This window comes from Ramlibacter ginsenosidimutans (assembly GCF_016654015.1).
In the GTDB taxonomy this organism is placed as follows: domain Bacteria; phylum Pseudomonadota; class Gammaproteobacteria; order Burkholderiales; family Burkholderiaceae_C; genus Ramlibacter; species Ramlibacter ginsenosidimutans.
Genome location: NZ_JAEPWM010000013.1, coordinates 44,184 through 58,011, shown reverse-complemented (window position 1 = coordinate 58,011; position 13,828 = coordinate 44,184). Strand labels below are relative to the sequence as shown.

General features: G+C 69.8%; 14 protein-coding genes. 7 read left to right on the top strand and 7 right to left on the bottom strand.

Annotated elements, in window-relative coordinates; all coding sequences use genetic code 11:
- The first annotated feature begins 6 nt into the window (after nt 1-6).
- From JJB11_RS23015 to JJB11_RS23005, 3 genes are read left to right on the top strand one after another with little or no spacing between them, the layout of a single operon-like run.
- On the top strand, nt 7-1,014 hold the full coding sequence (locus JJB11_RS23015; protein ID WP_201177096.1) for an AAA family ATPase: 1,008 nt from the start codon (nt 7-9) through the stop codon (nt 1,012-1,014).
- Nucleotides 995-1,999, top strand: a complete 1,005-nt coding sequence (locus tag JJB11_RS23010; protein ID WP_201177094.1) for a DUF58 domain-containing protein — start codon at nt 995-997, stop codon at nt 1,997-1,999. The genes JJB11_RS23015 and JJB11_RS23010 overlap by 20 nt, the downstream gene beginning before the upstream one ends.
- Before the next feature lie 15 nt (nt 2,000-2,014).
- Entirely contained in the window at nt 2,015-3,055 is a 1,041-nt protein-coding gene (locus JJB11_RS23005) for a VWA domain-containing protein (RefSeq protein WP_201177092.1), read from the top strand.
- Between the two features lie 32 nt (nt 3,056-3,087).
- Here the strand turns inward: JJB11_RS23005 and lolD are convergent, their stop codons facing one another.
- On the bottom strand, nt 3,088-3,816 hold the full coding sequence (gene lolD / locus JJB11_RS23000; RefSeq protein WP_201177083.1) for a lipoprotein-releasing ABC transporter ATP-binding protein LolD: 729 nt from the start codon (nt 3,814-3,816) through the stop codon (nt 3,088-3,090).
- The gene (locus JJB11_RS22995; protein ID WP_201177073.1) at nt 3,809-5,062 is read right to left on the bottom strand and encodes a lipoprotein-releasing ABC transporter permease subunit; all 1,254 of its coding nucleotides are present in this window, start codon (nt 5,060-5,062) and stop codon (nt 3,809-3,811) included. The genes lolD and JJB11_RS22995 overlap by 8 nt, the downstream gene beginning before the upstream one ends.
- Nucleotides 5,063-5,122: 60 nt before the next feature.
- On the opposite strand from JJB11_RS22995, the gene JJB11_RS22990 reads away from it, so the two are divergent.
- The 3 genes from JJB11_RS22990 (at nt 5,123) to JJB11_RS22980 (ending at nt 8,580) form a co-directional block, all read left to right on the top strand.
- Nucleotides 5,123-6,079, top strand: a complete 957-nt coding sequence (locus JJB11_RS22990) for a phosphoglycerate mutase (RefSeq protein ID WP_201177065.1) — start codon at nt 5,123-5,125, stop codon at nt 6,077-6,079.
- Nucleotides 6,076-7,785: a single-stranded-DNA-specific exonuclease RecJ gene (gene recJ, locus JJB11_RS22985; RefSeq protein WP_201177064.1), complete on the top strand. Its 1,710-nt coding sequence runs from the start codon at nt 6,076-6,078 to the stop codon at nt 7,783-7,785. Before JJB11_RS22990 ends, recJ begins: the two co-directional genes overlap by 4 nt.
- A gap of 168 nt (nt 7,786-7,953) precedes the next feature.
- Nucleotides 7,954-8,580, top strand: coding sequence for a hypothetical protein (locus tag JJB11_RS22980; RefSeq protein WP_201177055.1), 627 nt, complete (start codon nt 7,954-7,956; stop codon nt 8,578-8,580).
- 303 nt (nt 8,581-8,883) lie between these two features.
- On the opposite strand, the gene JJB11_RS22975 is transcribed toward JJB11_RS22980, so the two are convergent.
- The 3 genes from JJB11_RS22975 to dcd all read right to left on the bottom strand — a co-directional run bounded on the left by JJB11_RS22975 (nt 8,884) and on the right by dcd (nt 10,401).
- A complete protein-coding gene (locus JJB11_RS22975; RefSeq protein WP_201177054.1) occupies nt 8,884-9,207 on the bottom strand; it encodes a hypothetical protein in 324 nt (107 codons plus the stop codon).
- An 8-nt stretch (nt 9,208-9,215) separates the two neighbouring features.
- Nucleotides 9,216-9,545 carry a hypothetical protein gene (locus JJB11_RS22970; RefSeq protein ID WP_201177052.1) on the bottom strand — a complete coding sequence of 110 codons (330 nt, stop codon included), beginning with the start codon at nt 9,543-9,545 and terminating at the stop codon, nt 9,216-9,218.
- 289 nt (nt 9,546-9,834) lie between these two features.
- The gene (dcd, locus tag JJB11_RS22965; RefSeq protein WP_201177050.1) at nt 9,835-10,401 is read right to left on the bottom strand and encodes a dCTP deaminase; all 567 of its coding nucleotides are present in this window, start codon (nt 10,399-10,401) and stop codon (nt 9,835-9,837) included.
- Between the two features lie 91 nt (nt 10,402-10,492).
- Between dcd and JJB11_RS22960 the strand changes: the two genes are divergently transcribed.
- Nucleotides 10,493-11,296, top strand: coding sequence for an alpha/beta fold hydrolase (locus JJB11_RS22960; protein ID WP_201177049.1), 804 nt, complete (start codon nt 10,493-10,495; stop codon nt 11,294-11,296).
- Nucleotides 11,297-11,317: 21 nt separating this feature from the next.
- On the opposite strand, the gene guaD is transcribed toward JJB11_RS22960, so the two are convergent.
- Nucleotides 11,318-12,604: a guanine deaminase gene (gene guaD, locus JJB11_RS22955; RefSeq protein ID WP_201177048.1), complete on the bottom strand. Its 1,287-nt coding sequence runs from the start codon at nt 12,602-12,604 to the stop codon at nt 11,318-11,320.
- Between the two features lie 5 nt (nt 12,605-12,609).
- Nucleotides 12,610-13,683 (bottom strand): BMP family ABC transporter substrate-binding protein, encoded by a 1,074-nt coding sequence (locus JJB11_RS22950; protein WP_201177047.1) that lies wholly within the window; start codon nt 13,681-13,683, stop codon nt 12,610-12,612.
- Nucleotides 13,684-13,828: the final 145 nt, after the last annotated feature.

Below are 13,828 nucleotides of genomic sequence, written 5' to 3'. Positions count from 1 at the left end.
GAAAGCATGGACACCACCAGCCGCACCGACAGCGCCACGGCGCAATTGATGGAGCAGATCCTTTACGAAGTGAAGCGCGTCGTCGTCGGGCAGGACCGCTTCCTCGAGCGCGTGATGGTCGCGATCCTCGCGCAGGGCCACCTGCTGGTCGAAGGCGTGCCGGGACTCGCCAAGACGCTGACGGTCAAGACCCTGGCGAACACCATGCGCGGCCAGTTCAAGCGCATCCAGTTCACGCCGGACCTGGTGCCGGCGGACCTGGTGGGCACGCGCATCTACAACCAGAAGACCGGCGAGTTCTCCACCTCGCTGGGCCCGGTGTTCGCCAACCTGCTGCTGGCCGACGAGATCAACCGCGCGCCCGCCAAGGTGCAGAGCGCGCTGCTGGAAGTGATGCAGGAGCGGCAGGTGACCATCGCGGGCGAGACGCACCGCGTGCCCAGCCCCTTCCTGGTGATGGCGACGCAGAACCCGATCGAGACCGAAGGCACCTACCCGCTGCCGGAGGCGCAGGTGGACCGCTTCATGATGAAGGTGCTGGTGGACTATCCCTCGGACGAGGAAGAGTTCGTCATCGTGCAGCGAGTGACCGGGCCGTCCGTGGACGTGACGCCGGTCGCCACCACCGAGCAGCTGGCCGCCCTGCAGAGGGAATGCCGCGAGGTCTACGTCGATCCCTCGCTCGTGCAGTACGCCGTCAAGCTCGTGTCGGCGACGCGCCAGCCCGAGCGGCATGGCCTGAAGGACCTCGCGCGCTTCATCACCTACGGCGCGAGCCCGCGCGCGACCATCAGCCTGGTTGAAGGGGGCCGCGCGGTGGCCATGCTGCGCGGCCGCGGCTACGCCCTGCCCGAGGACCTGGTGGACCTCGTGCCTGATGTACTGCGGCACCGCGTGGTGCTCTCCTACGAGGCGCTCTCGGAGGGGCTCGGCTCCGACGCCGTGATCCAGAAGATCATGGCCAAGATCCCGGCGCCCCCCAAGCCGCTGGAACATGAAAAGCTGGTGGCCTGAGCGCGGCTCGCGCGCATCCGCCGCTGCCGCGCAGCGCACCGCGGCGACGCCGCCCGCGCCGGCCGCGCACCATGCCGAGCAGGTACTGCGCCGGCTCGAGTGGAAGGTGATTCGCCGCCTCGACGGACTGCTGCAGGGCGACTACCGCACGCTGCTGCGCGGCGCCGGGCTCGACCTCGCCGACCTGCGCGAATACCAGTTGCACGACGACGTGCGCCACATCGACTGGAACGTCACCGCGCGCATGCAGGTGCCGCACGTACGCGTGTTCACCGAGGACCGCGAGATGTCCGCGTGGTTCCTGCTGGACCTGAGCCCGTCGGTCGACTTCGGTTCCGGCGTGCTGCGCAAGCGCAATGTCTCGGCCGAGTTCGTCGCGGTGCTCGCGCGCCTGCTGACCCGCCACGGCAACCGCGTGGGCGCGATGCTCTATGGCGCCGGCGTCGAAACGGTCATCCCGCCGCGCACGGGCCGCCGCCACGTGCTGCACCTGCTGCACAGCATGCTCGACCGCGTCGCGGTGGAGTCCGGGCCCACGCGCCTGCAGGAGCTGCTGTCTTCCGCGGCCGGCAACATCCAGCGGCGCTCCACGGTGTTCGTCGTGTCGGATTTCATCAGCGAGCCCGGTTGGGAAAAGGCGCTGGCGCAACTCGCGCAACGGCACGAGGTCGTCGCCGTGCGGGTGCTGGATCCGCTGGAGCTGGAACTGCCGGACCTCGGCCTGCTGACGCTGCGCGATGCCGAAACCGGCGAGCAGCTGGTGGTCGACACGCACGATGCGGGCTTCCGCAAGCGCTTCGCCCGGATCGCCGCGCAACGCGAGGCCGACCTGCGCCAGGCGCTCACCCGCTGCGCGGTGGACGCGCTGGAGCTGTCCACGGACGCCGAGCTCGTCGACGCCATCGTGCGTTTCGTGGACATGCGCAAGCGCCGCAGCCAACTCACTGCCGGCGGCCTGCCCGCGCACCTGCGGCGCGCCGCCTGATCCCGGAGACGAGCGATGGACTTCCTCTGGCCCCAGTTCCTCTGGCTGCTGCTGGCCTTGCCGGTGCTGGTGGCGCTGTACCTGTGGCTGCTGCGCCGCAAGAAGAAGATGGCGGTGCGCTACGCCTCGCTGTCCATCGTGAAGGAAGCGATGGGCACGGGCTCGCAGCTGCGCCGGCACATTCCGCCCGCGCTGTTCCTGCTGGCGATGACGGCACTGCTGCTCGCGGCCGCGCGACCGGTCGCGGTCGTGACGCTGCCCTCGAACCAGCAGACGATCATCCTGGCGATGGACGTGTCCGGCAGCATGCGGGCCACCGACGTGCAGCCGAACCGGCTGGTCGCCGCGCAGAACGCGGCCAAGGCCTTCATCGGCGAGCTGCCGCGCAACGTGAAGGTGGGCATCGTCGCCTTCGCCGGCTCGGCGCAGGTCGCGCAACTGCCCACCACCAACCGCGAGGACCTGGTCACCGCGATCGACCGCTTCCAGCTGCAACGGGCCACTGCGACCGGCAATGCGATCGTGATCTCGCTGGCCACGCTGTTCCCCGATGACGGCATCGACCTCGAGTCGCTGCAGTCCGGCCGCGAACGCACGCGCGGCTTCTCGCTCGACACCGAGAAGAAGCCGAAGAAGGAATTCACGCCGGTCGCGCCGGGCTCCTATCCCTCCGCCGCGATCATCATGCTGACCGACGGCCAGCGCACCACCGGCGTCGACCCGATGGATGCCGCGAAGCTGGCGGCCGACCGCGGCGTGCGCGTGTACACGGTGGGCATCGGCACGGTGGACGGCGAAACCATCGGCTTCGAAGGCTGGTCCATGCGCGTGCGCCTCGACGAGGAGACGCTCAAGGCGATCGCGCAGAAGACCTCGGCCGATTACTTCTACGCCGGCACCGCGCAGGACCTGAAGAAGGTCTACCAGGCGCTCAGCTCGAAGCTCACGGTGGAGAAGAAGGAAACCGAGATTTCGGCGCTGTTCGCGATGGCCGCGGCGGCGCTCGCCCTGCTGTCCGCCGGACTCTCGCTGCTCTGGTTCAATCGAATCCTGTAGAGCCCGCGCCGGGCCCGCAGCCGGAACTCCGACTAGCCGGAGAGATGGCCAGCCGTGAGGCGCAAGGTGCGGCCGCAGCGCGCGGCCAGTTGCTCGTCGTGCGTCACCATGACGAAGGCCGTGCCGCGCTCCCTGGCCAGCTGCAGCATCAGACTGAACACCACATCGGCCGTGCCGCGGTCCAGGTTGCCGGTGGGTTCGTCGGCGAGCACGCAGGCCGGGTGCGCGACCAGCGCGCGCGCGATGGCGACGCGCTGGCGTTCGCCGCCCGAGAGCTCCGAGGGCCGATGCAGGATGCGCTGGCGCAAGCCCACGGCCGCCAGCATCTCCTCGGCCTGGCGGTTCACCTCGGGAATCGGTTCGCGGCGGATGCGCAGCGGCATGCCGACGTTGTCCAGCGCACTGAACTCCGGCAGCAGGTGATGGAACTGGTACACGAAGCCCAGGTGCTGGTTGCGCAGGCGGCCCTGCGCGGCGGGGGTCAGCTGCGCGAGCGGCTGTCCCATCAGCTGCACGGCACCCGAAGTGGGCGCGTCCAGGCCACCCAGCACATGCAGCAGCGTGCTCTTGCCGGAACCCGAGGCGCCGACGATGGCGAGGGTCTCGCCGGCATGCACTTCGAGGTCCACCCCGCGCAGCACCTCGACGTCCAGGCCGCCTTCGCTGAAGCGCTTGGTCAGCCCCTGGCAGGCGAGCACGACGCCGCGATGCGGCTGCACCGGCGACAGGCCTCCGGCGGCGCGGGCGAGCGTGTCATTCATAGCGCAGCGCCTCCGCCGGGTTGACGCGGCTCGCGCGCCAGCTGGGATACAGCGTGGCGACGAAGGCCAGCACGAGCGAGATCACCGCGATGGGCACGATGTCGCCCGACTGCGGATCGCTGGGCATGCGGTTGATCAGGTAGATGTCCTTGGGCAGGAAGCTCGCATGCAGCGCATGCTCCATCGCGGGCACGATCACGTCGATGTTGAACGCGATCGCGAGTCCGAGCAGCAGGCCCGCGAGCGTGCCGATGACACCGACCGCCGCGCCCTGAACGACGAAGATGCCCATGATGCTGGACGGGCTCGCCCCCAGCGTGCGCAGGATCGCGATGTCCGCCTTCTTGTCGGTGACCGTCATCACGAGCGTGCTGACCAGGTTGAACGCGGCGACCGCGACGATCAGCGTGAGGATGATGAACATCATGCGCTTTTCCAGCTGCACGGCCGCGAACCAGCTGCGGTTCTGCTGTGTCCAGTCGCGTACGAGGAAGTCGCCCGACAGCGTGCGCGTGAGCTGCGCCGCCACCTCGGGCGCGCGATTGAGGTCGCGCAGTTTCAGCCGCACGCCGGTGGGCCCGTCCAGCCGGAACAGCTTCTGCGCGTCCTCGATGTTCACCAGTGCGAGGCCGCTGTCGAATTCGAAGTGGCCCGAGTCGAAGGTCCCGACCACCGTCATCTGCTTCAGGCGCGGCACGACGCCGGCCGGCGTGACCTCGCCACCCGGCGCGATCATCGTCACCGCATCGCCCGCGCGCACGCCCATCGCGCGCGCGAGTTCCACGCCCAGCACGATGTTGAACTGGCCGGGCACGAGCTTGTCCAGCGTGGACTGCGAAGCCGCCGCGAGGTCGGTGACCTGCGACTCGAGCTTCGGGTCGATGCCACGCACGATGGAGCCGCGCATGTCGTCGCCGCGCGCGAGCAGCGACTGCGCGGCCACGAACGGCGCCGCGCCGATCACCTCCGGGTTGCGCCGCACCTCGGACAGCGTGCGCTGTTCGTCCGGCAAGGCGCCGCCGCCGGGTCCGTAGACTTCCACGTGCGACACTACGCCCAGCATGCGGTCGCGGACTTCCTTCTGGAAGCCGTTCATGACCGACAGCACGATGATCAGCGCCGCCACGCCGAGGGCGATCCCCAGCATCGACACCCCGGAGATGAAGGAGATGAAGCCGTTGCGCCGGGTGGACCGGCCGGCGCGGGTGTAGCGCCAGCCCAGCACGAGCTCGTAAGGAAGGGCCATCGCGCCGGCTAGTGGTAGGAGTGCATCGGCCGCGATTGTGGCATCACCGACAATACGGATGTGTCAGACGGAGTCCACTTGCTCGTTCCCTTCGCCACCTGCTCGGCCGCCGAGTGCGGCCAGGCCCTGCAGGGGCTGGCCCTGCCCAACCTGCTGCGCCTGGTGCGCCGCCTCGGCGTGGAGGGCACGGACCTGGGCGAGCCGGCCAGCCTGTCGCCGCCGCACGAGCGGGAACTGGCGCGCGCGTACGGGCTGCAGCCGGTCGACGGGCTGATCCCGCTGGCGGCGCTGCAGGTGCTCGAGGACGGCGCCGGCGATGCCGCCGCGCCCTGGGCGTGGATCCACCCGGCTCACTGGCGCGTGGGTTCCGACCACATCGCGATGGCGCATCCGCAGGACCTGCAGCTCGATGCCGAGGACTCGCACGCGCTGCTGGAGGCGATGCGCCCCTGGTTCGCCGAAGACGGCATCGCGCTCAGCTACGACGCGCCGCTGCGCTGGCTGGCGCAGGGCGAACTCTTTCGCAGCCTGCCCACCGCTTCGCTGGATCGCGTCGTCGGCCGCAACATCCAGCGCTGGCTGCCGGCGGGCGCGCAAGGCGCGCCGGTGCGGCGGCTGCAGCAGGAGATGCAGATGCTGCTGTACACGCTGCCGCTGAACGACGAACGCCAGCGCGGCGGCCTGCTTCCCGTGAACTCCTTCTGGGCCAGCGGCACGGGCGCGCTGCCTCCCGCCACGCGCCGGGGTCCCATTCCCGGACTGCAGATCTCGCCCTACCTGCGCGACGCCGCCCTGGTGGGCGACTGGCGCGCCTGGGCGGCCGCGTGGCAGGAGCTCGATGCGCGCGACTGCGCGCGGCTGCTCACCGAACTCGACGCCGGCCGCAGCATCCGCCTCACGCTGTGCGGCGAAGCCGGCGCGCGCACCTGGTCGTCCGCCGCCGCGGCCGGCGGCTGGCGCCGCCTTGCCAACCTTTTCTCCGCCCCGACGGCGGCCGACCTGCTGGAGGGCTTGTGAAGATCGTTACCCGCGACGTCCCCCCGCGCGCCGCCTGGGCGCTCGAACAGGCGGGCATCCACCCGCTGCTTGCGCGCCTGTATGCCGCGCGCGGCGTGCTGGGCAAGGAAGAACTGGACAACGGCCTGGGCCGCCTGCTGCCACCCGGCACGCTGCGCGGCGTGAGCGAAGCTGCAGTGCTGCTGGCCGATGCCATCGCCGCGGACCGGCGCCTGTGCATCGTCGCCGACTACGACTGCGACGGCGCGACCGCCTGCGCCGTGGCCGTGCGCGGCCTGCGCCTGCTCGGGGCGAAGAACGTGCGCTACCTGGTGCCGGATCGCGTGGTCGACGGCTACGGCCTCACGCGGCCCATCGCGCAGCGCGTGCACGCGCAGGGCGCCGACGTCCTCGTCACCGTCGACAACGGCATCGCCAGCATCGACGGGGTCGCAGCGGCCCTGGAGCTGGGCCTGCAGGTGCTGGTGACCGACCACCACCTGCCCGGCGCCGAGCTGCCGCAGGGCGCGACGATCGTGAATCCCAACCAGCCGGGCTGCGCGTTCGAGAGCAAGTCCATCGCTGGTGTCGGCGTCATGTTCTACGTGCTGCTGGCGCTGCGCGCCGAGTTGCGCGCGCGCGGCGTCTTCGACGAGCGCACGCAGCCCAAGCTGGACGCACTGCTGCCACTGGTGGCGCTGGGCACGGTCGCCGACGTCGTGAAGCTGGACGCCAACAATCGCCGCCTGGTCGCGCAAGGGCTCAAGCGCATCCGCGCGGGCGCTCTTCCCTGCGGCATCGCCGCGCTGTTCCAGGCCGCCGGACGCCAGCCGCAGGTGGCGACCACCTTCGACTTCGGCTTCGCCCTGGGCCCGCGCATCAATGCGGCGGGCCGGCTCGCCGACATGACGCTGGGCATCGAGCTGCTGCTCACCGACGACGCCGCGCGGGCCGCGGAGCTGGCACGCACGCTCGATGGCATCAACCGCGAACGGCGCGAGATCGAGGGCGACATGCGCGAACAGGCGCTCGCGATGGCGGAGTCGCTGTTCGACGAGGGCGAGGAGCCGCCGCCGGCGATCTGCGTGTTCGATCCCGATTTCCACGAGGGCGTGGTCGGCATCGTGGCTTCGCGCATCAAGGACAAGCTGCATCGCCCCAGCTTCGTGTTCGCGGCCAGCCAGGCGCCGGGCAAGGAGCACGAGCTGAAGGGCTCGGGCCGCTCGATTCCCGGCTTCCACCTGCGCGATGCGCTGGACCTCGTCGCCAAGCGCCATCCGGGCGTGCTGCTGCGCTTCGGCGGGCACGCGATGGCGGCCGGCTGCACGATCGCCGAGGAACACCTGGACGTGTTCGAACAGGCGCTCGCGCAAGTGGCCCAGGAGTGGCTCGATGCGGCCACGCTGTTGCGCAGCCTGCACACCGACGGCCCGCTCGCGCCCGAGTACCGGCGCGCCGACCTGGTCGACACCTTGCACCAGGAAGTCTGGGGCCAGGGTTTCGCGCCGCCCGTGTTCAGCGAGGAGGTGGAGATCGTGTCGCAGAAACTGGTCGGCGAAAAGCACCTGGCGATCAAGCTGCGGCACCAGGGCCAGGCCGTGGACGGCATCTGGTTCGGCCACACGCAGCCGCTGCCGGCGCGGGTGAAGCTCGCGTTCCGGCTGGATGCGGACGAGTGGCAGGGCACGCGCCGCGTGCGCTTCCTGGTCGAAGGCGCGGAGCTCTAGCCGCCAGCCTGGGTTAAGAAATCCGCGCACTGCCTTAGGCGGTTCTCCATCTTCCTGCTCATGCGCAGTCGCGCAACAATTTGACACATCGGGTCGGAGAGGGGCCCGATGCCAGAGCAAGACGAGCGCATTACAGAGGAGAAGGACATGCACGGAGAGCCGGGTTCCATGGCCACGGGATTGGACCAGCCAGCAGACGCCTTGCGAGAGGCCTTGTCCGAGCGCCTGATCCGCAGCGGCGCCCTCGAAACCTGGAGCGACCTGTTCCTGAGTGGTGCGTTCGACACGATCCGCTTCGGGTCCACGACCTGCAGCCTCCTCGTGAGCGATGACCCGCTCGACGCGGACGTCGATCCCGGCTTGCTCGCGAAGCGCCTGCGCGCCACTGCGCAGCCCTCGGTCGTTGCCGGCCAGCTGCTCGCGTTTCGCGAAGCGCTGTCGGCTGTCCGTTCCGCGATCGTCATCCAGCGACTCGCGCCCAAGCGCCGGCTGCGCAGTGCCGTCAGCACCTTCCAGTGCAAGTTCGCACGCTTCGAACTCGCAGGCCGCACGCAGGAAGTGCTGTTCGGCCCGGCGATCGAGCAGGCGGAAGCCGCGCTGGCCCAGGTGGCAGCGGGAACGATCGCGATCTGTCCGGCCACTTATGCGCTGCTGGGCGACCGGATCGGCGACCATGCGCCGGAAGCGATGATCGCGACCGAGAGCGCGAACGACACCGTGACCCAGGCGTTCATCACGCTGCCGCCGCAACGCGCGGCGGCGATGAGCACCTTTGCGGGGATCGGGCTGGTCTGAGTTGGCAGTCGCCGCGGATCGGCGAAGAGCCTCATCCAGGCGATGCCGCCCCTGAAACCGTAGGCTGGTGGTGAGCCGCAGGCGAACCCCAGCTTGCTGCGCTACGCTGGATCGCTGGGGTTCGCGGTGCTCACCGCCAGCCTACGAGGGCCCGGAATATTGCCCGCAGGAGCCACACTGTTCATCGTCGCGGCGGGCGGCGTGCGGTGCCCTCCGAAGAGCGCACCTCCTCGCCCCCGAATTCCAGAAAACCATGAAAAAGCCCCGGCACGCGGGGCTTTCATCCGTGCGACAACAGGCGACTCAAGCCGTGCCCGTGACCGCCATCCCCGTGTGCTGCGGATCGTCGAAGTAGGCGAACAGGCGCGTGGCGATGGCCTGGAGCTCGTCGTCGTCCAGCGCGCGGCCGCAGGCCAGCTGCCACATCGCGTACTCGCGGTCGCCGAGCATCATGTCGGTGTTCACGCAGCGGCCGTGGCCTGCCATCAGCAGGGCGAAGCTGGCGAGGAGGCTGGTGGGGCAGTACCGCGGGCTCTCGGCCGGCTGGAAGTCGTCACTGGCCTCGAGGGAGTCGGCAAGGTCCGCCGCGCCCTCGATCGGTGCGTGGTGCGCGTGCGGGGTGCTCATGGCGGCTCCTAGCGGAAGCTGAAGTTGACCGGCATGGCGCTGGTCAGCGCGGCGGTGTCCGTCGACGCCTGGTCGGGGCTCACGCCCGCGTCGTGGCGGTTGCGCGCCGAGCAGCTTGCGATCGTGGAAGCCGGGATGTACTGGAGGCAGTCGGACAGCGCCATCTGCTGCACGACCGCTTCGTCGTGCCGGGCCTGGGCGTTGCGCACCTGCTGGCTGCACACCAGCCAGAACGCGAACAGCTGCCCCGCCGCCAGGGCGCCCAACGCGACCCACAGGAGACTGCTGCGTTGCTGCGGCGGCGTGCGCGTTTCGTTGAAGTGGGCAACGTACGACATGGCGGACTTCCTTGCGATGCGCTGATCCTAGGCCGCCCGCTGCCGCCGCGCCAGAGTGCCAACCGCGCCATTTTGTAGGACAAAATCCAGAAACGCCCTGCGGTTCGGCGAAGTCCGCGCGGACTGCGCGCACGTCGCGATGCTTGCATGCGAGCGGGCACTTCGCGCGCAGGCGCGCACCCGTCACGGATGGCGCGTTGCGATGCCGCGCCGCAGCGCAAAAGCAGCGCGCGGCGGACAGGCGCGCGCGCCGCGGGCTCCACCCGCGCAGCCGTGCGCCCGTGGGCGCTCAGGCCTTGGGCAGCGTGACCCCGTGCTGGCCCTGGTACTTGCCGCCGCGGTCCTTGTAGCTGACGTCGCACTCCTCGTCGCTCTCGAAGAAGAGAACCTGCGCGCAACCTTCGCCAGCGTAGATCTTGGCGGGCAGCGGCGTGGTGTTGGAGAACTCCAGGGTCACGTAGCCTTCCCACTCCGGCTCGAACGGCGTCACGTTCACGATGATCCCGCAGCGCGCATAGGTGCTCTTGCCCAGGCAGATGGTCAGCACGTTGCGCGGGATGCGGAAGTACTCCAGCGTGCGCGCCAGCGCGAAGCTGTTGGGCGGGATGATGCACACGTCGTCGTGGAAGTCGACGAAGCTCTTCTCGTCGAAGTTCTTCGGGTCCACCACCGTGCTGTGGATGTTGGTGAAGACCTTGAATTCCGGTGCGCAGCGGATGTCGTAGCCGTAGCTGGAGGTGCCGTAGCTGATGACGCGGCGCCCTTCCACCTCGCGCACCTGGTTCGGCTCGAACGGCTCGATCAGGCCATGCTGCTGCGCCATGCGGCGGATCCACTTGTCGCTCTTGATGCTCATGGGAAGGCTCCTCGGGCCTCATTCTAGGTGGCCAGAGCTTGCGGCCCGGCGCGCCTGGGCGTACAAGGTCCGCTGGTTCCAGGAGCTGCGCATGGCCGCTGCCGTCCCCTTCTGCCGCGAGGCGGGCGAAGGTCCCACCGTCGTCTGCCTGCATTCCAACGCCAGCCACTCCGGCCAGTGGCGGGGCTTCCAGGACCGGCTCGCCGACCGCTTCCACGTCGTCGCCGTGGACGGCTACGGGGCGGGCAAGTCCCCCGAATGGCCGGGCCCCGGCGGCCCGACGCTCGCCGACGAGGTCTCCCTCCTCGCGCCCGTGCTCGCGCGCGCCAGCACGCCCGCGTTCCTGGTCGGCCATTCCTACGGCGCGGCGGTCGCCCTGAAGGCGGCGCTGCTGCACCCCGGCCGCTTCGCGGGCGTGGCGGTGTACGAGCCGACGCTGTTCGAGCTGGTGGACCAACGCTCGCCGCCGCCAAACGACGCCGACGGCATCCGGGCCGCCGTGGCCGCTGCGATGGCATGCCTCGCACGGCAGGACGAGGACGGCGCGGCCCGCTGCTTCATCGATTTCTGGATGGGTGCGGGCGCCTGGGAGCGCATGCCCGCGGAACGCAAGCCCGCGATGGCGCACTCGGTGCGGCACGTCGAGCACTGGGCCCGCGCGCTGACGACGGAGCCCGCCACGCAGGCCGACCTGCGCGCCTTGACCATGCCGGTGCTGTGCATGGCCGGCGAGCGTTCGCCCCGGTCCTCCCTGGGCGTGATGGAAGTGCTGCTCACGGCCTTGCCGCAGCCGCGCGAGCTGCGCTTCGCCAAGCTCAGCCACATGGCGCCGGTGACGCACCCGGAGCCGGTGAACGCCGCGATCGACGAGTTCCTGGAGTCCCTGGTGCGCTAGGAGCCTGCGCCGCGCAGCGGCCTAGACCGCGACCCCGTCCACGTAGACGCGCTGCACGACGCGGTCGTCCCCGAGCACGATCAGCGAGAACAGCAGTTCGTCGAGGTTGCGCGCGTGCTGCGTCTTGCGCGCGAGCAGCGGCGTCGCCCGCGGGTCCAGCACCACGAAGTCCGCTTCGCAACCCGGGCGCAGGTTGCCCACGACGCCGTCGAGGCCCAGCGCTTCGGCAGCGCCCGCGGTGTGCTGCCACCACAGGTTCTGCGGGCTCAGGCTCAGTCCGGGCTTGGTCTGGCCTTCGCGCGCCACGAAATAAGCGGCGAGCATCGTGTGGAACGGGCAGAAGCTCGTGCCGCCGCCGACGTCGCTCGCCAGGCCGTGGCGGAAGCCCACGCGCATCGCACCCTCGTAGTCGAAGAAGCCGCTGCCCAGGAACAGGTTGCTGGTCGGGCTCACCGCGGCGGCCGCGCCCGTGTCGCGCATCAAGGCGCGGTCCTCGTCGTCGAAGTGGATGCAGTGCGCGTAGATGGCGCGATCGCGCATCAGCCCGAAGTCCTGGTAGATCGACAGGTAGCTGCGCGATGCCGGGAACAGCTCGCGCGCCCAGCGCACTTCGTCCTTGTTCTCGGCCACGTGCGACTGGATCCACACGTCGCGATGGCGCGCCGCCAGCTCGCCGGCGCCGCGCAGCTGCGCCTCGCTGCAACTGGGCGCGAAGCGCGGCGTGATGGCGTAGCCGAGCCGGCCGCGCCCGTGCCAGCGGCGGATCAGCTCCTCGGTGTCGCGCAGCGACTGCTCGGTCTCATCGCGCACGCCGTCCGGCGAGTGCCGGTCCTGCAGCACCTTGCCCGCGATCATGCGCAGGCCGCGCGCCTCGCTCGCCTCCATCAGCGCGTCGACCGAATGCAGGTGCGAGGTGCAGAAGGTCAGCGCCGTCGTCACCCCGTTGCGCAGCAGTTCGTCGAGGAAGACCTGCGCCATGCCGTCCGCGTGGTCGCGGTCTGCAAAGCGCGATTCGTGCGGGAAGGTGTAGTTCTCCAGCCAGGGCAGCAGCCCGTCGGCGGGCGAGCCGATCACGTCGGTCTGCGGGAAGTGCACGTGCAGGTCGATGAAGCCGGGCGCCAGGATGCGTCCGGGCAGCTCGGTGGTGTGCACGCCGGGATAGTTGGCCGCCAGCGCCGCATGGGCACCCGCCGCCCGGATCACCTGCGCGCCCGAGGCGTCGGGGCCGACCACCAGCAGGCCGTCCTCCTCGTAGCGGGCGGTCCCGTCGTCGGCGAAGGAAAGCAGGGCGGCGCGGAAGGCGTACATGGCCGCTATTTTGCGACCTTGCCCTGCACGCCCGATACGAGATAGTTCATAGCCAGTATCTGGGGATCCGTCAGGACCTGCCCCCGCGCAATGACGGCATGGCCCTCGTTGTCCACGATCGGCCCGGCGAAGGGGCGCAGCCGGCCGGCGGCGATGTCCTGCTGGCGCGCCAGCACCTCGTCCTGCACCGCCTTGGGCACCCTGGGACCGAACCAGCCGACGCGGATCATCCCTTCCCTGACGCCGCCCCAGGTGTTCGTGGGCTTCCACGTGCCATCGAGGACGGCCTGCGTGCGGCGCTTGTAGTAGTCGCCCCACTGGTGCGTGACCGCGAGCAGCTGCGCGTCGGGCGCCACCTTGCGCATGTCGGAGTGATAGGCGATCGCGAGCTTGCCGCGCTCCTGCGCGGCCGCCATCACCGCGGTGGAGGCCGTGTGGAACGCCAGCACGTCCGCGCCCTCGTCCATCAGCGCCATGGCGGCATCGCGCTCCTTGCCCGGATCGAACCACGTGTTCAGCCAGAGCACCTTCACCTGCGCCTTCGGATCGACCGACCGCATGCCCAGCGTGAACGCGTTGATGCCCTGCAGGACCTCGGGGATGGGCATGCCCGCCACGTAGCCCGCGAGGTGCGTCTTCGTCATGCGCCCGGCGGCAATGCCCGCGAGATAACGTCCCTCGTAGTAACGCGCGTTGGCGGCCGCGACATTGGGCGCGTTCTTGTAGCCGGTGATGGATTCGAACTTCACGTCCGGGAAGTCCTTCGCCACCTTCAAGGTGGGCTCCATGTAGCCGAAGCTGGGCGTGAAGATCAGCTTGTGCCCGGACGCCGCCAGGTCGCGTATCACGCGCTCGGAATCGGGACCTTCGGGCACGTTCTCGACATACGAAGTCTGCACGCGATCGCCGAACGCGGACTGGACCGCCAGCCGGCCCAGCTCGTGCTGGTGCACCCAGCCGGCATCGGTGAGAGGCGCGACGTAGACGAAGCCGACCTTGAGGGGCGCGGGCTTCTGCGCGTGCGTGGGAGAGCTGATGCAACAAGCCGCCATGAACAAGGCGGCGAGGTTTTTGTACATGGTGTTCCTCGACATGGCCCCGGGATGGTGAAAAGAAAAAGGCCGCCGGGGCGCGACCTCATGCGTGATTGTATTCGTGCGGACGAGCCGCGTCACCGACGGCCGAGCGCATCCCGCTCAGCTGCGTTTGCATCAATGCATTCTT